At 56.2% G+C, this 19695-nt stretch carries 20 protein-coding genes and 1 pseudogene; 7 read left to right on the top strand and 14 right to left on the bottom strand.

Features of this window, described 5'->3' with window-relative positions:
- Window positions 1-57: 57 nt before the first annotated feature.
- Window positions 58-411 carry a DUF982 domain-containing protein gene (locus EYD00_RS24355; RefSeq protein WP_077986075.1) on the bottom strand — a complete coding sequence of 118 codons (354 nt, stop codon included), beginning with the start codon at window positions 409-411 and terminating at the stop codon, window positions 58-60.
- A 766-nt stretch (window positions 412-1177) separates the two neighbouring features.
- Between EYD00_RS24355 and EYD00_RS24350 the strand changes: the two genes are divergently transcribed.
- Window positions 1178-1669, top strand: a complete 492-nt coding sequence (locus EYD00_RS24350; protein ID WP_077986077.1) for a DUF4142 domain-containing protein — start codon at window positions 1178-1180, stop codon at window positions 1667-1669.
- Window positions 1670-1970: 301 nt separating this feature from the next.
- Here EYD00_RS24350 and EYD00_RS24345 read toward each other — a convergent pair whose 3' ends face one another.
- The 10 genes from EYD00_RS24345 to EYD00_RS24300 all read right to left on the bottom strand — a co-directional run bounded on the left by EYD00_RS24345 (window position 1971) and on the right by EYD00_RS24300 (window position 13274).
- Window positions 1971-2402 (bottom strand): type II toxin-antitoxin system VapC family toxin, encoded by a 432-nt coding sequence (locus EYD00_RS24345; RefSeq protein WP_034499475.1) that lies wholly within the window; start codon window positions 2400-2402, stop codon window positions 1971-1973.
- Window positions 2399-2650: a type II toxin-antitoxin system VapB family antitoxin gene (locus EYD00_RS24340; protein ID WP_022557648.1), complete on the bottom strand. Its 252-nt coding sequence runs from the start codon at window positions 2648-2650 to the stop codon at window positions 2399-2401. The genes EYD00_RS24345 and EYD00_RS24340 overlap by 4 nt, the downstream gene beginning before the upstream one ends.
- Before the next feature lie 494 nt (window positions 2651-3144).
- Window positions 3145-3411 (bottom strand): type II toxin-antitoxin system prevent-host-death family antitoxin, encoded by a 267-nt coding sequence (locus EYD00_RS24335; protein WP_022557651.1) that lies wholly within the window; start codon window positions 3409-3411, stop codon window positions 3145-3147.
- Between the two features lie 138 nt (window positions 3412-3549).
- Window positions 3550-4401: a 2-hydroxy-3-oxopropionate reductase gene (locus EYD00_RS24330; protein WP_022557652.1), complete on the bottom strand. Its 852-nt coding sequence runs from the start codon at window positions 4399-4401 to the stop codon at window positions 3550-3552.
- A gap of 3 nt (window positions 4402-4404) precedes the next feature.
- The gene (gene otnI / locus EYD00_RS24325; RefSeq protein ID WP_034499473.1) at window positions 4405-5190 is read right to left on the bottom strand and encodes a 2-oxo-tetronate isomerase; all 786 of its coding nucleotides are present in this window, start codon (window positions 5188-5190) and stop codon (window positions 4405-4407) included.
- A gap of 11 nt (window positions 5191-5201) precedes the next feature.
- Window positions 5202-6914, bottom strand: coding sequence for an ABC transporter ATP-binding protein (locus tag EYD00_RS24320; protein ID WP_034499471.1), 1713 nt, complete (start codon window positions 6912-6914; stop codon window positions 5202-5204).
- Window positions 6915-6925: 11 nt separating this feature from the next.
- On the bottom strand, window positions 6926-8101 hold the full coding sequence (locus EYD00_RS24315; protein WP_034499469.1) for an ABC transporter permease: 1176 nt from the start codon (window positions 8099-8101) through the stop codon (window positions 6926-6928).
- An 11-nt stretch (window positions 8102-8112) separates the two neighbouring features.
- Window positions 8113-9099, bottom strand: coding sequence for an ABC transporter permease (locus tag EYD00_RS24310; protein WP_034499467.1), 987 nt, complete (start codon window positions 9097-9099; stop codon window positions 8113-8115).
- 28 nt (window positions 9100-9127) lie between these two features.
- Window positions 9128-11242: a family 10 glycosylhydrolase gene (locus EYD00_RS24305; protein ID WP_051674306.1), complete on the bottom strand. Its 2115-nt coding sequence runs from the start codon at window positions 11240-11242 to the stop codon at window positions 9128-9130.
- Window positions 11243-11345: 103 nt separating this feature from the next.
- On the bottom strand, window positions 11346-13274 hold the full coding sequence (locus EYD00_RS24300) for an ABC transporter substrate-binding protein (protein ID WP_034499465.1): 1929 nt from the start codon (window positions 13272-13274) through the stop codon (window positions 11346-11348).
- Between the two features lie 195 nt (window positions 13275-13469).
- On the opposite strand from EYD00_RS24300, the gene EYD00_RS24295 reads away from it, so the two are divergent.
- From EYD00_RS24295 to EYD00_RS26265, 5 genes and pseudogenes are all read left to right on the top strand, one after another.
- A complete protein-coding gene (locus tag EYD00_RS24295; protein WP_034499463.1) occupies window positions 13470-14483 on the top strand; it encodes a LacI family DNA-binding transcriptional regulator in 1014 nt (337 codons plus the stop codon).
- Window positions 14484-14627: 144 nt separating this feature from the next.
- Window positions 14628-14927, top strand: a complete 300-nt coding sequence (locus EYD00_RS26275; protein ID WP_022557659.1) for a hypothetical protein — start codon at window positions 14628-14630, stop codon at window positions 14925-14927.
- Window positions 14927-15357 (top strand): annotated as a pseudogene (locus EYD00_RS26270) (type II toxin-antitoxin system VapC family toxin). The gene EYD00_RS26275 and the pseudogene EYD00_RS26270 overlap by 1 nt, the downstream one beginning before the upstream one ends.
- A 131-nt stretch (window positions 15358-15488) precedes the next feature.
- Window positions 15489-15689: a type II toxin-antitoxin system VapB family antitoxin gene (locus tag EYD00_RS24280; protein WP_006699143.1), complete on the top strand. Its 201-nt coding sequence runs from the start codon at window positions 15489-15491 to the stop codon at window positions 15687-15689.
- On the top strand, window positions 15686-16069 hold the full coding sequence (locus EYD00_RS26265) for a type II toxin-antitoxin system VapC family toxin (RefSeq protein WP_034499461.1): 384 nt from the start codon (window positions 15686-15688) through the stop codon (window positions 16067-16069). Before EYD00_RS24280 ends, EYD00_RS26265 begins: the two co-directional genes overlap by 4 nt.
- A 129-nt stretch (window positions 16070-16198) precedes the next feature.
- Here EYD00_RS26265 and EYD00_RS24270 read toward each other — a convergent pair whose 3' ends face one another.
- Together EYD00_RS24270 and EYD00_RS24265 are read right to left on the bottom strand one after the other, a co-directional pair.
- On the bottom strand, window positions 16199-16510 hold the full coding sequence (locus EYD00_RS24270; RefSeq protein WP_022557664.1) for a type II toxin-antitoxin system RelE/ParE family toxin: 312 nt from the start codon (window positions 16508-16510) through the stop codon (window positions 16199-16201).
- Window positions 16507-16758 (bottom strand): type II TA system antitoxin, ParD family, encoded by a 252-nt coding sequence (locus tag EYD00_RS24265; protein WP_034499459.1) that lies wholly within the window; start codon window positions 16756-16758, stop codon window positions 16507-16509. The genes EYD00_RS24270 and EYD00_RS24265 overlap by 4 nt, the downstream gene beginning before the upstream one ends.
- A gap of 448 nt (window positions 16759-17206) precedes the next feature.
- Here EYD00_RS24265 and EYD00_RS24260 point away from each other — a divergent pair, with 448 nt between their 5' ends.
- Entirely contained in the window at window positions 17207-17506 is a 300-nt protein-coding gene (locus EYD00_RS24260; protein ID WP_034499457.1) for a hypothetical protein, read from the top strand.
- Between the two features lie 253 nt (window positions 17507-17759).
- Here EYD00_RS24260 and EYD00_RS24255 read toward each other — a convergent pair whose 3' ends face one another.
- Complete coding sequence (locus EYD00_RS24255) at window positions 17760-19694, bottom strand: methyl-accepting chemotaxis protein (RefSeq protein WP_034499455.1); 1935 nt, start codon at window positions 19692-19694, stop codon at window positions 17760-17762.
- Window position 19695: the final 1 nt, after the last annotated feature.

The raw sequence follows: 19695 nt of genomic DNA, 5'->3' as shown, positions 1-19695 counted from the left end.
CCACGCGTCGCAGACCGCGATCGCCCCTACAGCTCGCCCACGGTCAAGCGCAAGCGACTAGCCTGGGTGATTATAATTAGCTCTATCGGTTATCCTCGAGCCTTCTTTCGGGGAGAAATTTGCTCTACCTCCCCTTGAAGACGGCCCGAAAGATAATGTTTCGTCCTTTTGACGCTGCACAATCTGCGCTTCCTGAGCCGCCTGCAAGAACATGTCGCGAGCCCAGTCTGCGCCTTGACGTCCAGCGAGTGCGGCACGGCAAGCGCTCCTTGCACGGACGTAAGCGGGGCCTCTTTTGTCCGGCCATTCATCCAATAGGAAAATGAGAGCATCAAATGGGCCGTAGACGGTTTGTCGCCCACCTTCTGTGCTTAAAATCGTTACGGGGCTAACCCATCGGGAATTATTCATCAACGTGTTCCTCCAATTCACGTCTAACTGTCGGCTGCACTCCCTGTTCCTCAGTGAGACTGAATTATTGCACTCTGACCCGATGCCCTTTCGAGGATAACGGAACCAAAGGTCTTGCTGCCGGTCGATCCAGATCATCCTTAGACTTGCGGTGCAGCAGATGGCGAAAGCTCCTGACGACATTCTTGATCTCGACGAGGACCGGTAGGCGTTGCTCGGCCGCAGCGACCTCACCGTCTGAGGGTTGTTTCAGCGCCTCATCCGACAGGCGATTTTTGTCCCATCTGCTTGCTTTCCAAATTTCCAGGAACATTGGCTCTGGTCAGTGGTTCGTGGTGGCACCAACCTCATGAACTGACAGGACGCATTATGGCGGATGTATTTTGGCTGGTTGCTGTCGGTGGAGGCCCATGCTGCTGGGTGCCGTGGTCGTTTATGTCCTGATGCGTCAGCGCAGGTTATCCGCCAAGGAGCAACAAGAACAAGCTCGCAAGGTTCATAAGCTTTACGACGGAAAGTAACCGGAAGCGGAGACTGATATGAACTATAGAACCATATGGCCCTTGGTAGGGGCCGCGGCTGTGGCTCTGCCGATGATCGTGGTCGTCTACTTCGTCAGGACAACTCCGGATACAGCACCGTCAAATTCACCAGACAGGGGGCAGACGGAAGACCAAGCACCTGCGGGGCCTGCTGACAGGAATGCGCTGCCGGGCAGCCAGAAAACGACGCCCTGACCACAATAGTCATTGAGGGAGAGTTTAACATGAAGCCATTCCATGCCTGCTGCGCCGCTCTATGTCTTTCGATGTTAATGCCCGCTTTCTCGAACGCGCAATCACCCGCGGACTTCACTGCCGAGGCGGCTTCCTTCAATCAGTTTGAGGTGGAGGCGAGCAGGCTGGCGCTTAAAAGCGCGCAGGATGACGCGACGAAAATGTTCGCTAATGACATCATGCGCGACCATGAAAAAGCGCTCGTCGATCTCGCCGATGCTGCTAAAAAGGATGGTACCTCGGTCCCGGCTGACCTGAGCGCCGAATATGCCGAGAAGATGAGAGCTTTAGAAACCGCTTCACAAAGTGAGTTTGACCAGGCTTACCTCTCGACGCAGGTTTCGGTCCTTGAAGATGCGAAGACGATATTCGAAGCCTTCATCAAAACCGGAATTGCAGGCTCGCTACGTGCATACGCTGAAAATCAGCGTGGCACCCTGCGGACCTATAGTGTCCGTGTTCAGGGCCTGACAAACCCGTGAGTCGCCCAGGAGGGCCCAGTTGAGCATACTATGAAATGAGAAGCACTTAAAATGGAAGAAGAATGTCCGCTGGCAGCTGATGGAACATCGCGGGGACCAGTCGATATAATCGGAGATGATTATAAATGCGCGGCCAAACCAGCCGCAAAGGCGCTCATGAAAACCGTTGGTGCAAGCACCCGGACTGTGAGAACTGGGACGGTTTTTGGTTGCTAAATTAGGGGCGAGAAACCTGTGTGCCGCTGGGACCTCTACCAGCACAAGGCGCCTCCTACGTTTCCGCCGTTCGTTGGCCGGTGGCTTACCCGATGTCCGTTTCAACGAAGTCATTGCCTTTGTACAAGAGCTCAAGGCGCATTGACTTGGCAGCGGCATACGAGAAGCAGTCCCCGAGGTTTAACTGTGCCTTATGGCCAGCTAGCTTCCCGAACGTTGCCATCGCTTCCAGCGCTCCTTCCCCTATCCTCGCATCGATCATCACGTCGCGGGCTCCGATCAGATCAATGAATTCGGCAACCAGTGAGCGGGCAGTTGCAAACAGTTCTCGACGATTGACGGTTTTGCCCTTTTTTCCATCAATCTCTGTTTTTACCATCGCTGCGACGGCTTCAAACCGGACCATTGGCGAAACGTAGTATTTTCCCCCGGATCGATCGAGGCGCTTAACCAGCTCCTCGTAGCCGGGGTGCTCTTTCAATATGGCCACTATCACAGAAGCATCGACAAACGTCATTCACCATCCTCCCAAAGAGCATCCATAACGTTCTTCATATCGACACCGGCGATGGGCGTGGGAAACTCCGTTCTGGCCTTTGCCTGTAATGTAGAAAGGCGGATTCTGAGGGGGACTGCACTCCTTACTCGTTCTAATTCGTTAGCTAGAGCAATCTTCACTGCATCTGCCTTGGTTTTTGTTTTGAGGGCTCGGTGAAGTTCGGTGGCGAGACCATCAACGGCCTCATCACGGACAAACAATGCCATGACGCGTTCCTCTCAGATATCTTAAATAGATTTCTCAGATATCTTGGTTGAATATCCTAATTTGTCAAGGGTCGATGGCTGCCACCCTTCTACGCTCAAACGGGGCGCAGCGAAGATATCGCAGGCTATTTGCTCGCGGGCCTTACGCTGATGGTGGTCATAGCCGGACTCGCTGTATCGGCGTTAATCAGCCGCTTTCCGGATCGGCGGGGACCGCTGGCCGCCGCTCTTTTCGTCATCCGCGGGGGTCTGACCTGCCTGATCACCAGGCCACTGGCTCTTCCCGCAATAATCCTACTTGGACTGGGGATCGGCGCACTGTTTCCCCCACGCCGATGATCCGAAGAGTGCCGGCCACCTTATGGCTTTCGTTCAGGGAGGCGGTCACATCATCGCAAGCATCATGCCGTTTGCGGCAGGCTGGCTGCGCGGACGTTCAGACGATTTGCCAATATCTGGGTCATGATGGCTGTCGGGATCGACGGGCAAGTATTTCAAGAGAGATCAGCTTCGCGAGTTGCAATGACCGACCGAGGTGGATCGAAATCGATATCCGACAATCCTGGCATTGAGAGCGCATCGACAAGATTGTGACTTTCGCCTGTCAGACGCTCAAACTCACGGTATGTCATCAACACATGCGAAGGTCTGCCTCGATCGGTGATGACGACAGGCCCTGCCTCAGCAGCTTTTTTCGCTCTGCCAACATCGTGATTAAGTTCGCGGCTGGTCAAGCTGGTCGTAGCCGTAGTCGCCTCCATCTAGGAACGTATCTACATATTGCGCTTTCATTTTAATCGCGCAATCCCTTTCTGGCGCCGAAGGAGGCCAGCAGCTTGCCGAGTTCGGGACTGACCAGAAGATCCTGCTTGGGAGCGTGACCGCCCGGCACATCCGAACTACAAGGCTTTGATCAAGGCCGAGTGGTCTTTGTCGCCCAGGCCTTTTTCCAGCGCGCCATTCATCAACTGATGAACCATCGCTGTGTTGGGCAGCATAAGCTCGAGAAGACGCGCCGACTCAAGCGCGAGCGATATGTCCTTGTGATGCAAACGTATACGAAAGCCGGGCTCGAATGTTTCGTTGATCATCCTTTCGCCGTGAACCTCCAGCACGCGGGACGCGGCAAAGCCACCCATCAAGGCCCTGCGCACGATCGAGGGGTCCGCTCCGGCTTTCTTCGAAAAGCGAAGGGCTTCCGAAACGGCCTGAATATTCAGGGCGACAACAATCTGATTGGCGACCTTTGCAACCTGACCGTTTCCAACGTCACCGATCAGGGTGATGTTCTTGCCCATCTTTTCAAACAGGGGTCTTGCGCGCTCGAAAATATCCGGTTTTCCGCCGACCATGATGGTCAGCAACGCCGCTTTGGCGCCAACTTCACCGCCCGACACCGGCGCGTCGAGATAATCGCATCCCAGCGCCTCGATACGGGCGGCAAAATCCTTCGTCGCAATCGGTGAAATCGAACTCATGTCGATGACGAGCTTTCCCGCATCGAGGCCGTGCGCGACGCCATCGTCACCGAACAAAACCGCTTCTACATCGGGCGTGTCCGGCAGCATCAAAATCACGATCTCGGCGCTGCGCGCCACTTCTGCACCTGAACCGCATGCCCTCGCACCACTTTTCAGGAGGGAGTTCGACACGGGTTTGACCCTGTGAAGATAAAGCTCATGTCCGGCATCGATCAGATGCTGCGCCATCGGGCGGCCCATGACCCCCAGTCCGATAAATCCTATTTTCATGGCTCAATCCTCCCGTTGATATGCTTTCAACCAGTCAAGACCTGCGCTGGTGGTCGACGCCGGTCGATATTCGCAGCCGACCCATCCGTCGTAACCAAGTTCATCCAGACGCCTGAAGATGAAATCGTGGTTGATCTCGCCCGTCCCCGGCTCATGACGTCCGGGATTATCAGCGATCTGAACGTGGCCGATTTTGTCCTGCAGGCGCTCGAAGGTCGCGACGAGATCGCCCTGCATGATTTGCATGTGGTAGAAATCATATTGGATCAGCAGGTTGGAATGCCCGACCCGGTCCATGATCCGCTCGGCCTGATCGGTGTTGGTGAGGAAATATCCGGGTATGTCGCGAGTGTTGATGGGCTCGAAGACAAGGGCAATTCCGGAATCCGCCAGACGTTGCGCAGCGTGACCGAGATTGCCGACAAGCGTGTCTTCCAGAACTTGCGGATCGACACCGGGCGGTTGAATACCGGCCAGACAATTGATCTTTCGGCATCCCAGAATTTTTGCATAACGGATCGCCGTTTCAACGGACGTCTCAAATTCGGAGACCCTGTCCGGCAGGCTGGCGATGCCGCGCTCGCCTGCGGCCCAGTTGCCGGGCGGCAGGTTGAACAGAGCCTGTGTGAGATTGCACCTCCTGAGCTCCGCTGCAATCGTCTTTGCCGCCTCCTCGTAGGGGCTGACATATTCGACTGCCGCAAAACCATCGGCAGCGGCAGCGGCGAACCGTTCCATGAACGGATGTTCGGTATAAAGCATGGACAGATTGGCAGCGAATTTCGGCATCGGCAATGACCTCAAACTTGGTCTGCGCGCAGGCGGTGCAGCATGCGCTTGTTGCGGGGGTCGGGGTTGGGAACAGAAGAGATCAGTCGCTTGGTATAGGGGTGCGAGGGCGTTGTGCAGATTGTTTCCGCATCTCCGATCTCGACAATCTTGCCTTTGTGCATGACTGCAACGCGATCGCAGAAATAGCGCACGACCGAGATATCGTGCGAAATGAAGATGAAGCTGAGATTGAGCTGCTTTTGAATATCGAGCAACAGGTCGAGGATCTGGCTTCGGATCGACACGTCGAGCGCCGAGGTCGCCTCGTCGGCGACGATGACCTTCGGGTTGACGGCGAGCGCCCTTGCAATCCCGATCCGCTGGCGTTGGCCACCGGAAAAGGCATGTGGGTATCTTTCCATCGCCAAGGGATCGAGCCCGACCTTCTGCAAAAGTTCGCCAACGCGGGTCTCCACCGCTTTGCCGGACATGCCACCGGCGATGACCAGAGGATCTCCGATGATCTGCTTCACCGTCATACGGGGGTTGAGCGACGCAAATGGGTCCTGAAAGATAAGACGCACATCCTGGTGATAGCGGCGCAAATTCACTTTGTTTAGCGTGGTGACGTCCATCGGAGCCGTATCCGGGCATCCGCGATACGCAATTCTGCCGGAACTCGGCTCAACGATCCGCAGTATCATTCGTCCTAGTGTGGTTTTGCCTGATCCGCTTTCGCCGACAATGCCGAGATTTTCTCCGGCAAATAGGTCAAGACTAGCATCGTCCACCGCCACCAGCCCGCGCCCACCGCCATACGAAAACAGTCCGGACGGCGCGCCGTAGACTTTGGAAAGATTGCGCACTGACAGGATCGGAGCCACGTTGGCCGTCAGCGACGCCGGCAGCGTGCGCGTGGCTGCGCCGCTCTCGAGCTTGACCGTCGCTTCCAGAAGTTGCCGTGTGTAGGGATGCTGACTGGCGTGGAAAATCTCGTCCACCGGCCCTTTTTCGACGATCTTGCCAAAACGCATGACGGCGACCTCGTCCGCTACTTCGGCAACGATGCCCATGTCGTGGGTGATGAGCAGCATCGCCATGCCGCGCTCCACCTGCAGCCGCTTGATGAGATCGAGGATTTCGGCCTGCGTCGTCACATCCAGCGCCGTCGTCGGCTCATCGGCGATCAGAACTTCCGGGTCGCAGGCCAGTGCCATGGCAATCATCGCTCGCTGGCGCATTCCGCCGGAAAACTCGAAGGTGTATCTGTCGGCCATCACTTCCGGCTGCGGTATCTCCACCTGGCGCAGCAGTTCGATACATCGCTCCCGAGCCTGTCTCTTCGACACGCGGCGATGTAGACGCACGGCTTCGATGATCTGTGAGCCGATGGTATGGACCGGCGACAGCGAACTCATCGGTTCCTGAAAAATCAGGCCGATCCGTCCACCGCGAATGGCCAGGACCTCGCGACTGCTCGCGGCAAATTTCGCGATATCGACTGGTCCGTTGGGCCCATCAAGAACGATCTGGCCGCCTGTCATCTGTCCGGGCTTGTCGATGATCCGCATCAGGGCACGGGCGGTCACTGATTTGCCTGAACCGCTTTCTCCCACCAGCGCAAGCGTCTTTCCGCGTTCAAGGTCAAAACTGACATTGCGAACGGCATGGAGCACATGGGTTCTGAGATGGAAATCGATTGACAGGTCTTTGACCGCCAGCAAGGTTTCGTGCTTCGTCATCTCACTTCCTTTCAGCTGTCGTAAGGGTCGGCTGCATCGCGCAGGCCGTCGCCGAAGAAATTGAAAGACAGAACCGCCAGGATCACCGCAAGGCTCGGCCAGATCAGCAACCATGGCGCCGTGGCAACTGTCCGCACGTTCTGGGCATCCTGCAACAGCACGCCCCAGCTGACGACCGGTGGTTTCAGACCGACCCCGAGAAACGACAGCGAGGTTTCAGCGACGATCATGGTCGGAATGGCAAGTGTCACCACCGCCAGAATGTGGCTGGTAAGTGATGGAAGGATGTGGCGGAATATGATCCGCCTTTCCCCTGCACCGTCCAGCCGGGCAGCCGTCACGAAGTCATCGCCGCGCAGCGCGAAGAATCGTCCCCGCACCTCGCGTGCCAAACCCGTCCAGCTCAGAAGGGAAACAATCAGGGTTACGACAAAATAAACCGAAAGCGGTGACCAGCTTAGGGGAATGGCAGCGGCCAGCCCCAACCAGAGCGGAATGGTCGGCATGGCGCTCACAATCTCGATGATACGCTGGATGAGGGTATCGACCCAGCCGCCGTAATAACCTGAGACCGCACCCATCACGACGCCGAGCGTCAGCGAAATGGCAACGCCGACAAGGCCGATGGACATGGAGACGCGGGTTCCATAGATGAGGCGGCTCATGAGGTCTCGTCCGAGCCGGTCCGAACCCAACAGATACATCGGATCGCGGGCGTCAAGCGGCCCAACCAGATGTGTTTCCATCGGGATGATGCCCCACAGCTTGTAAGGCGCCCCTTTGACGAAGAATCCGATAGGAATGATTTTCGTGTCGTCAACTACGAAGCTGCGGCGGAGAGCTTTCGGCTCGATCTCGATCTTGTAGCCCTTCACGTGTGGCAGAAAGCGGGAACCGCCATCGGCAGCCGGCGCAACTAAAGCGATGCTTTGCGGCGGCGCAAAGGTGTATTGCGGGCGCGACGTGTTCGGCAGGCCCGGTGCCAGGAACTCGGCAAAGGCACCGATGAAATAGAGCAAAAGAATGATGCTCGCAGCAAATGCTGCGACCTTGTGGCGGAAGAAGCGCTGGCGAATGAGCGTCCATTGCCCTGCCGCCTCGAGGCTAACTGCCTTGCGCCCGGACTTCAGAGGGCTGATGGCGGGGCCGGTTTCCAGCGCGATGGTGGGGTTCTGGTTGATCGACATGGCCACCCCTCTCAATTGAACCGGATGCGGGGGTCGAGCACCGCCAGCAATATGTCTGAAATCAGCATGCCCACCAGTGTCAGCACGCCCATTAAGAGAATGAAACTTCCGGCCAGATACATGTCCTGACCGACCAGCGCTCGCAGCAGAAGCGGTCCCGCCGTTGGAAGGTTCAGCACGATGGCGGTGATGGTGACGCCAGAAACAAGATCCGGCAGCACCCAGCCGATCGAGCTGACGAACGGGTTGAGCGCAATGCGGACGGGATACTTAACAATGACCTTGCGCTCCGGCAAACCCTTGGCACGCGCCGTGATGACATAAGGCTTGCTCAATTCATCCGACAGATTTGCCCGCAGAATTCTGATCATGGCGGCAGTGCCTGACATGGCGATGACGATCACAGGTATCCACATATGGCTGAGCATGTCGTTGAATTTTGCGATGCTCCACGGCGCATCGACGAAAGCGGGAGAAAATATGCCGCCAACGCTTTGTCCCAGAAACCGGTAGCTCGCATACATCAAGGTCAGCGCCATGATGAAATTCGGAACGGCCAGCCCGATAAAGCCGAGAAGCGTAAAGGCGTGGTCGCCGAAGGAATGACGTCTGACCGCGGAATAGATCCCTATCGGGAGGGATATCGCCCAAACCAGTAAAAGACTCGCCAGCGAGATCAACAGCGTCGATCCCATCCGGTCCCAGATCAGGGTCGAGACCGGCTGGTTCCACTCGAAGGAGTATCCGAAATCGCCCCGGGTCAATATTCCGCTGATCCACACGAAATACTGGACATAGACAGGTTGATCGAGACCGTATTGCGCGCGCAGGCGCGCAATCGTCGCCTCGTCCAGATTTTGCCCGCCATCAGCCATGGTGGAGAGAAGCGAGGTCAGATAATCGCCTGGTGGCAATTGAATGATCATGAATGCGATCAAGGACATGCCGAACAGGGTCGGTATCATGTAAAGAACGCGCTTTGCCACATATGTCAGCATGGGTTCCTCCCGCTACACGCTATCCGGCTTATGAATGCCAGGTCAGATGAACCGTCTCGAGGTCCCGGATGGAGGGCACGGTGATTTCTGCACGGTTGCCAACGATCTTGCAGGACGCTTCCTCGCTTTTCACAAGCAGTTTCACCGTGGCAGACGAGCGACCTTTTGGCAGCTCGATCGATAGTGTCTGCTCACCGATAGGGTAGACCTCCCGCAAAGGACCTTTCATCATCATCGGGTTGGTAAGGTTGACGAGGAAGATTGCCATCGAGTCCTCGTTTTCATAAACGGCGATGTCTATGATACCCTTCCCTTCGACCGTCACACGATGGTCTTGGCCAAGAGCCCAGTTCACGGCGTTGGCGATCAGCTTGCCATGATCGGGTGCAAGTACTTTCCAGAAGACCTCGCCAATGTTCCATGGGATGTAGACCACACGACCTCCATGGCCGGTCTCACGCGCAATCACCGCAGCGCCGTTCGGGGCTTCGCGTGGGTAGACTTCCTCCATGGGCAGATCCGGAAAATCAGGGACGTAGAGGAAAGGCGTTTCAACGTCCGGATTGGCATCGACGGCAATCAGGTGTGTGCCGCCGATAATGCGAGCGGCGCCCTCGTAGCCCTCGTTCACAGGGTGCGGATCGGACAGTGCAACATAGGTGTTCTTGACCGGGCCACGTGGCGTCGACGCCAGCGAGGCACCGAAGACATTTGATAGTCCGAAATTACCGCGCCGCTCGCCGACTTCATTGCAGAGCGAGGTTTCATGCGCGGCAACGATCGACCCGCCGCGCCGTACATACTGTTCGATGGCCGCGCATTGTCCGTCCGACAGATAGGTGGCATTGGCCAGAATAATGAGCTTGAAGCGATCAAGCGCATCCGGGGTCATGACCTGATCGGATAGAAATTCAAACGGAATGCGCGCTTCCACCAGCGCATGATAAAAGCCGAGATCATTATGTTCGGCGATATGACGTTGCTCCGGTGCCCAGTGCCGCAACGTCGTGGATGGATCAATGATCGCGATTTCGGCAGTTGGCTGCATGCCTTCCAGATACGGCTCAATGTCCGCATGAAGATTAAAGGCTTCTGCAACGGGCTGCACCCAGCGATTGTCAGGAACGCAGGCATTGAATTTGGTGAACCATGGGAAAAGGCCCTGCGCAATGCCGTCGTGAATCCAGAGCTTGATTTCCTCACCACTCTGGACGGAATCCTTCCATCGGTACTCTTCCTCTGGTCCGATGGAGGTGATGAGGCCAACGGGTCTGTCACGGAACGTTCCACGAATGCGTTTGCCGTTCCGTCCAGCAGACCAGCCAACCTCCACACCTTGTCGCGCCTGGTGGTCCACGAACAGGATTGGGCAATGTTTCTGTATGAGCGAAAGGTCGAATTCCATCAGTGACGAACCGCTCATATTTGGAATGAAGCTGGCATGGGGACGGATGGATTTGACCGTCTCGTCCCAATAGACCACGAGCTCGGTAAGTATGCGTCTGCGCCACGCCGCCCACGCCTGCCATGCCGGATCCGTCGCATCCGGTCTCATCGGCAAATCAAAACCAGTTTCCTGCCTGAATAGTATGCGATTGTCGTCGCTGTAGGACACGCCATGGCCCTGCCAGCGGTTGGCGAACACGGCGTCGACGTCATATTTGGTTACGACTTCGCGAATGACGTCGGTTGTGAAGTCGCGGTTATAACTTCCCAGCGCATCGGTGACGTAGATACCGGGAAATGCCCAGTGCTCACGCGGACTTCCGTCCTGATTGATGGCCACCCATTCGGGATGGGCCAGTGCTGCATCCTCGTGGATCGCATGTGGGTCGACGCGCGCCATGACGTGCATTCCCAATTTGCGCGCGCCTTCCACGATCGTGCCAAACGGATCGGTATCGCCAATGAAGCTGGACACGTAATGCAGGGGGATTTCGCTTGGGTAATAGGCGATATAGCCGCCAGCGGAAAGGCAGACTGCATTCGACTTGGTGCGCTTGAAGACGTCGATCCAGAACTCGGGGTCATATTTCGCCGGGTCGTCCTCCGCAAAGGTCAATTGCGTCCAGCGAGTGGCGGATTTAAACCAGTCCGGAGAACGAACGGCAGCTCCGGAAATGGCGTTTGGTCGATGCAACATGTGTTCTCCAATGACAATATTATGCCGTCACGCCCTTTGGGGGCGGCTAAAAGGTTTGATGTTTCCATCCGGGTTCAGTTGATGCCGGAATGGAACGGTGGGATCAGGCCTTGAAAAAGGTTTCGGGGTTGGCGGGCCCGGGTGTGGGATATCCCCACGAATTCGGCATGGATTTGGGAACGTTCTGCATGTTGTTCTTCACCACGCCGTAACTGTCGCTGGGCAGGCAAACGCCGAAGACGTAAAACTGGTCGGCCGCGATCTCCAGTATTTCGGCCATCAGCTTGCGCTGCACATCCGGGTCCGGCGAGCCCAGCACGCGGTCATAGCGTGACAATGCGTCCTTGACCGGCTGAGGCGGCTCGACCGCACCCTTGGAAGCAGGATCGCGGTACCACAATTGCCAGCCCTTGGCGTAGAGCGCCTCGGTCGTGTTGGGAATAAAATAGCGCGGATCGAGAATAGCAGCGATGCCGGCATTGCCGCCGAAGCGGTGTGCAGTGGCGTCATAGTCGATGCCCTGACGCACGCGCACCTCCCAAAGCGAACGGTCCATGCTTCGCATCTGCACGTCCACACCCACCGCGTGAAACATCGGCAGCGCCAGCTGGAAAATGTCAAGGAATGTGGTTCGAGCCTGGTCGATCTCGAATATGACCGTCACACGCTTGCCGTTTTCATCCTGCCGGAAACCCTCACCATCCTTGGTGGGAAGGATCTTGTCGAGCAGGGCGTTGGCGGCGTCGGGGTCGTATTGGGTGAATTGCGTAGCCAGACGTTCGTTATAAAGAGGATCCTCCGCCCGCACGGCCGGTTGGGAGATCGTTCCCTGTCCGATGAAAACTGTATCGATAATCGCCTGCCGGTCCAGCGCCATTGACAGCGCAGCCCTGAAATCCCTGTTGCCGTAAAGCTTGCGTTTGGCTTCGTCAGGATGATTGAGATTAAGCTGGAAAACCATCTCATTGGTTTCGGTCGAGGTCAGCGTATATAAGCCAAACTGGCCCTGGTCCTGGGAGTCGTAAAGCACTGCCCGGTTTGCCGGCGTGGCGATATACTGGTCCATCAGATCGATTTCGCCCTGCATCGCCTTCAATAACAACACCTGTGCGTCTGCGACCATCTGGTAGACGATGCGATCAATGTAGGGCAGTTGATTTCCCTCGGTATCGACCTTCCAGTAAAACGGGTTGCGCTCGGCGATCGCACGGTCGGTGCTCTGTCCTGGCGCAACCGCCATCTTCCAGGCGTGGATTACGGGACGCTGGGAGTTCTGAAAGAACTCGTTGTCCACGACGAGGCCCGCTTCGCGCTGAAACAATTGAATCCAGCCAGACGCGCCCTTGGCCTTGGCTTCCTGTTCAGCATTTGGGTTGTACTTGATGTGGAATTGCTTGAGGTAGTGCTTCGGCACACGGGTGGTCTGATCGTCGTTAGCCCATGCCAGCCGCAGAGGGAAAAGACCGTTGGGCGCGGCGAAAATCACCTTGAACGTTACATCGTCCAACGCCTCGAAGCGGGCCTTTTTTCCGCCCGCACGCAGATGGTTCTGGCCGATGTCGTTAAGGCCCTCGTAATTGAAGATGTCCTCGTACCAGAACATGATGTCCTCGGTAGTGAACGGCTGACCGTCAGACCACTTCATGCCCTTGCGCAATCTGAAGGTGAACTCCGTGGCATCGGCATTGCTTTCGTAGTGCTCTGCGACATTCGGCACCACACCCGACCAGTCGGGCTTATATCGCAACAGCGGCTCGTAAGCCTGATATCGAAACAACATCGACAGGGACCCACCACCGACGATCGCGCTGTTCCAGTCACCACCATGTGTTCCGACGCGGTCAAGCGGCGTGATGACAAGCGGATTGAGCGGCAGGCGGTCCACAACGGCGGGCAGCTTACCCTCCCCGACCAAGGCGTCCAGCATGGCGGGGTCTTTAACGGTCGTGGTCTGCGCGAACGCTGGCAAAGCGGGTAGTATAACGGCAGCGGTGCTCGCAGCGAGAAACGCGCGGCGATTTAATCCTTGCATTTGTTTTCCTCCTCCAGTCACGCATCGCGGAATTATCTCTCCTCCTCAGGATAGATCCCGCGATTTTTCGGACGGCTGCGGTGCAAAAAAATAGCTTGCATCCCCGAATTTGTTTAGCTTGTATTATGGAATTTGTTAGGTAAAGCGTTATGTTTAATTTATTTCGGCACGAACTCCACGGCGGGAGGATGCGTTATGCGCAAAGTGACATTGCAGGACATCGCCAATCACACCGGCCTGTCAAAATTTGCGGTCTCATGTTCACTTTCAGGAAAAGCAGGAGTCAGTGAGGCGACGCGCAAACGCGTCGAGGACGCTGCCATGATGCTAGGCTACCAGCGCCCGAAGCCCGCCGACGAGCAACGCGAAATCACTCTGATTTTTCACGATCAGGTCGATAGCGTGAGCTACGAGTTGCGGACGATGCTGCAGGACGGCATGCAGAAGGAGGCGCATCGACTAGGTCAAGCTGTACGGTTGCAGTGGACGCATGACGCCGACAGGGTCGAGGCGATGGTGAAAGATAGCGCAGGTATCATTCTTGTTGGGCCGCACGAAAAAAAGACGCTGGACATTGTCAAAGCGTCGGGCTTGCCTTCGGTTCGACTGGGGTGGGTGCTTCCACTTGAACAGGCCGATCATGTCGGCGGCACGGACCACGAAGCAGGGATAGCGGTCGGCGATTATTTGTTTGGGCTCGGCCATCGCGACATCGCCTTTGTGCAAGGAAAGGAAGGCTATCGCGGTCGTATGGAACGATATCACGGTCTGCGCGAAAGTTTAGAGCAACATGCCGATGCGCGCCTGCATGTCCTGCGCTTTGACGAAGATGGAGGCTTTATCCCTGCGCTGCAAACTCTTCAAACTGCCGGAATCGCACCAACAGCCCTGTTCTGCGCTCACGATGGGCTAGCGCTCACCGCTGTTTCCGAACTTCTAGCACGCGGCTACCGCATACCAGACGATATGTCCGTTATCGGCTTCGGTGATTTTTCCGCCGCGACCCAAATATCTCCGCCACTGACGACCATCAGAGTACAAGGGGGGGAGATGGGCGCTACAGCGATGCGGCTATTGTTGGAACGCATTGAAACAAGAGGGCAGCCGGTCGTCGCAAAACGCATTCTTATCGCCTCGACCTTTATCGAGCGACGCTCATCGGGGCCTGCCCCTAGACATTCGAAATGGTTGACTCCCTTCGAGCGATGAAACAACCCGCTCTTGAAGGGTTACGGACCGAAGACACAGCTATTCTGACCAAATAAGATCGTCAATTACCCCACGACCATTCCTTGGGCGGCTTGCAGACACCTCAGCATCTGGCGATATTACTGGAAATATCCGGAGGGTACCATGGCTAGCTCGCAGACACGCGCAATTCAGAGTTATCGAAGCCGCCTGGGCGACCGTGGTCTCGCTCGTTTTGAGGTTCTCGGGCGTGAGAGTGATCGCAGCTTAATTAGATCGCTTGCCCGCCGACTGGCCGAAGATGGCCCGGAGGCGGCCAATCTGCGCGCCTTCCTAAGCGAAACTGTCGCCGGAGAGCCGCCGAAAAAGGGTGGGATTCTCGCGGCACTCCGTCGATCGCCACTGGTTGGCGCAGAGCTAGACACAGCCCGATCCCGCGAAGAAGGTCGCGAGATAGATTTTTAATGCGGGATTTGCTCGACACCAACATTCTAAGCAATATTACGAAACCAGAGCCTTCAGCGTCTTTGTTGACGTGGATGGCTGAACAGGTTGACGATGATTTGTTCATCGCATCACTCACTATCGCCGAGATACACCGTGGGATACTTGAGAAGCCGGCGGGGAAGAAGCGAGTGCGCTCGAAACCTGGTTTGGAAGCAAAGAGGGCCCGCAGTCACTCTTCGCTGGTCGAATTCTTTCATTTGACCAGAAGGCAGCTCTCGTGTGGGGAGAGATGATGGCACAAGGAAGGGCAACCGGCCGCCCGCGTAGTGCGTTGGACACGACCGTGGCTGCAATCGCTCAATCGAACAACTGTGTTGTTGTCACCGACAATGAGCGAGATTTCCAGGGGATTGAGATCATCAACCCCCTCCGTACAAGCGCTATCTGAAACGATTGCTAGGGTTAAGCTCTTGAAGAGATCGAACCGGCGACTGCAATAGGCAAAAAAATGCGGGCTTGATGGGCGTAGATTTCTGCACCAATTGGTGCTATTTGCATATCAACGTTTCGGAGCTAGTTATGCGATCAACCATCAATCTCGACGACAGCCTTATGGAAAGAGCAAAGTCCCTAACGGGCACGAAGGAAACGGCGGCTCTTGTGCGTCAAGCACTAGAGACTTTGGTGCGAGTCGAGTCTGGCAAGCGGCTAATCGCTCTTGGAGGCACTATGCCTGAGGCTGAGGCAGCGCCTCGCCGCCGGAGCGAAGTGGGGAAGTGATCCTTGTCGACAGTTCAATCTGGATTGATCATTTCCGACACGGGGACCCGGAGCTCGTCAAAATCATCGGAGATGATCAGCTGCTTTGCCACCCTTTCGTTGTAGGTGAACTGGCCTTGGGTAGTCTGCGAGAACGGGATGCGGTATTAGCGTTTCTCACAGCTCAGCGTGAAGCAGTAGTTGCAACCCATGCAGAGGTGATGACAGTCATTGATCGCCATTCGATATTCAGCATGGGGATCGGCTATACTGATGCACATTTGTTGACTTCAACTCTCCTGGACCGTCGATCCAGCTTGTGGACGAGGGATAAGCGCCTAGCGGCCGCCGCGCGGAAGGTTGGGGCGGCGCTTTATCCCTCTGCGCATACTCCTCATTAGAAACGAAGTTACAAACCCTTGAGTGCAATTTCGCTCTTGATAGGATCTGAACTGACGGCCCCTTCTTTCACCCGCTCAATAACGACGATTTCGTCTGTCTCGCGCTCACATCTCGCCTCCGTCCAAACGTTATTCCTTCAGACGATCGACCAAACGCTTCATCAGATCCATTCGCTCGCGAAAAATCGCTACGATGCGGGCGGGCGCATCCTGTTGAGGCAGACAAAAGACGTAATGGTCCTGACATCGCGTCATCCTTAGCGCCGGATAAAGCGCACTCATATCCTTGAACAAACCTCTGTCCTCGGCAAGGTTTGCGATACCTCGCTCCAAACCTGAGACGTAGCGACGTACCTGCGCACCACCCCATTGCGTACGCGTGTAACGGATTACCGAACGTAGATCTGATTCCGCTTCCGCGGTAAGAATATAGGCAGTCAAGCACGACCCTCGGAAATCTCCTCGTCAAGGATCTCACTCACGGTTTTAGTCGACAGTCTTCCGGCAAGCCCCTCATTGACGCGGGTGTTCATCAACGCCTTCAGTTCCTCCCAGGCTCGCTCTGCGTCTGTGTCACCGGGGAAGAGGCGCTCAAGCACATACTGCTTTATTGGCTTGTCCTGCAATGCTGCCACCGCCTTGAGGCTTTGATGTTGTTGGTCCGTTATGTCGATCGTCAATCGGCTCATCTGACGCACTCCTGAACTCAGAAAAGCCCACATTCACACATATGTAGCTTTGTGGCCACCGCCGATGCTTAACCGACGTCGCTTTGAGCGCTTTGCTATTCCGAAGACTCGAATCCCCTACATGCTCTGCTCGAGTGTCGGGGACCGACGATCATAATCACCCTTGTGTCTAACATGGCATCGGCAACACGTTGCTCGACGAGTCTTGGATGAGCATCACGGCCTTATTCCTCTCAATGACCGTTTGAAAATACATTGTTGACTAATTGAAAGTCAAAGTTTGACCATTTGAAATTCATTTGGCGGCTGATTGAAAATTGAGGTCCGAACTCGGTGGCACGAGGTAGGCGAGAGGTACGCAGGCACCGCCTGTCGCTAATCAATTATCCGAACTGATTTAGCTGAAACGCGCCGAGAGGATGGTCGAGAATGATGAGGAGGACAATTTGTGTTTACGCTGAACACGATGCTGAGCTTTACAATGGAAGAACCCAATGCCTTGAGCGGATATGAACCAGCGACCCTGCGGCGATTTTGGGTTTCAACGATTTTTTTTGAGCTGTTGCGAAATTTTTCCGGCGGACTTTTCTGTTCGCGAATCGAAGGCGCCGGCCTTCAGATTGGTCAGGCCAGTGCCAGCAAAGCGTGCCGCGCGCTGGACGATGTTTTTCGTGGTGAAAGGGGTGAAGACCCAGGAGGCTTTGGAAGGATGTTGACGAGACCAAAGCGTTTTTCAATAGCCATCTGACAAGTGCTGGACGCCCCTCTTCATGCCTTGTGTTGTCGGGATCCGGGAGTGGCCTCGCGGTCACAGCAACCTAGGTCGAGGCCGAGCTGCGGGATAGCATGCATCAGCTCGACATGAGGCGTCGGCTGTCAATGATTTTTGTCGAGGCTAACACGCATCGATCTGGCGGAAGTTGTGGCTCCCATGCTGCTCGTGACCGGGTTAGTAGTCGCCCGGTCACGATCACATGACATAACAGTCGAGTCCCCGGGCCTCAGAATTCCTCCCAGCTTTCAGCCGCGGCTGCGCGGCCTCCGATAGCTCCTGCTACTTTCGCAAGCATGCGGCGGGCAGGAGAAATGACAGGTTTGTGTTCGACTCTCACCGCCGTCGGCTTGCCGGTTTCAGCTCTTCCTTCCGCGCCGACGCGAAATTCAGATATGATCTCACGCAGGCGCTGCACCTCGCTGGCAAGAGACGCGCTGGCAGCCGTCGATTCTTCCACCATGGCCGCGTTTTGCTGCGTCACCTGATCCATCTGGTTCACGGCCGTGTTGACCTCGGCAAGACCAATCGACTGCTCCTTGGCCGACGTTGATATGGCGTCGAGCTGCGTGTTGATCGAAACAACCTGCTCCTCGATCACCTTGAGCGCTTGGCCCGTTTCCTGAACCAGCTTTACACCCGTGCTGACTTCATCCACGGAGTTTCGGATGAGATACTTGATCTCCTTCGCTGCTTGAGCCGACCGCTGAGCAAGCTCGCGCACCTCCTGAGCGACCACCGCAAAGCCCTTGCCCGCTTCCCCGGCCCGCGCAGCCTCGACACCGGCATTCAGCGCCAACAGGTTGGTCTGGAAGGCAATCTCATCGATGACACCGATAATGCTGGAGATCTGGTTCGACGACTGTTCGATGCGCTGCATGGCGATTACAGCATTCGAAACTACTTCGCCCGAGCGGCGCGCTGACTTGTTGGCCTCGATTGCCACATGACGTGCTTCTTCGGTGCGTTTGGAGGAGTTTGCAACGTTGGTGGTAATCTGGTCGAGAGCGGCTGCCGTTTCCTCAAGCGACGCGGCCTGCTGCTCGGTCCGTTTTGAGAGGTCTTCGGCACTCTGGCTGATTTCACGTGCTCCACTATCGATTGATCCTGTGGCGTTCGCGACAGATCGCAAGCTCTCTGCCAGTTGACTAACAGCTGCGTTGAAGTCAGACCTCAATGCCTCGAAATCTGTGGCAAAGGGTTCGTTCAGTCGGAAAGTCAGGTTCCCGCTCGACAGGTGCTTCAGACCCTCCGCAAGGCCTGACGTCGCCTGTGCCATCTGCTGGGCGCGCTCACGCTCAAGTTCCGCGACCCGCAATTGCTCCGCCTCGCTAGCGGAGCGCGTCGCGGCCGCTTCCTGTTCAAGCTCCCTTGCCCGCAGGCCGTTTTCCTTGAATACCTGGACGGCTCTCGCCATGCCGCCAACTTCATCGCGGCGATCCGTTCCATCGACGCCGGCGTTCAAATCCCCATTGGCGAGCACGTTCATGGTGACCGACATCCGCTGGATCGGACGTACCAACCAGGAACGGATAGCGAGGAAGCCGACCGCGAGAACGATGATCAAGCCGACGATGACAGCGGCGAGGGTCTTGGTAGCGGTGCTGCTGGCGTGCGCGGACAGCTCCTCACCCGTCTTCGCAGCACTATCAACGATTTCATTCGTCGCACCTGTAAACTTCGGAGTGAGCGCGCTGAAAGCCGGCTGACACTGGCTCAGAAACAATTGTTGTGACGCCGCAATGTCTTGCTCCGTCGTCGCGTTTCGCGCCGCCACAATGGTCGGGCCACACACCTCTTTCATGACCTTGAGGCCTTCGGCCTTGAGAAGAGCAATCTCGGCGTGCTGCGGGACAGCGCCAGCAACGGTGTCCATGTATTTCACAAAACCGGCTTCAGCATCCTTGATACCCTTTTCCGCCCGCTCGTTCAGGTCTGCCGAGCGCGACATCAACAGTTCCCCGATGGACGCTCGTGCTGCCTGGAGGTTGCGATTGGAGCGAGCCAAATACAAGGCGGCGGTTGATTCGCCGTCCATCAGGCCAGCATAGTCTTCGTCAACTCTGGCAATCTGGATCCCGGAGTAAAGGGCGACCCCAAGCGAGAACAAGCCGAAGCATGCCATAATAATAAGAAATTTTCCGACGATAGAAATGTGTTTCATG

The sequence above is a fragment of the Agrobacterium sp. 33MFTa1.1 genome (genome assembly GCF_004328495.1).
Taxonomy (GTDB): Bacteria; Pseudomonadota; Alphaproteobacteria; order Rhizobiales; family Rhizobiaceae; genus Agrobacterium; species Agrobacterium pusense.
This window is presented reverse-complemented; position numbering and strand designations above follow the sequence as displayed.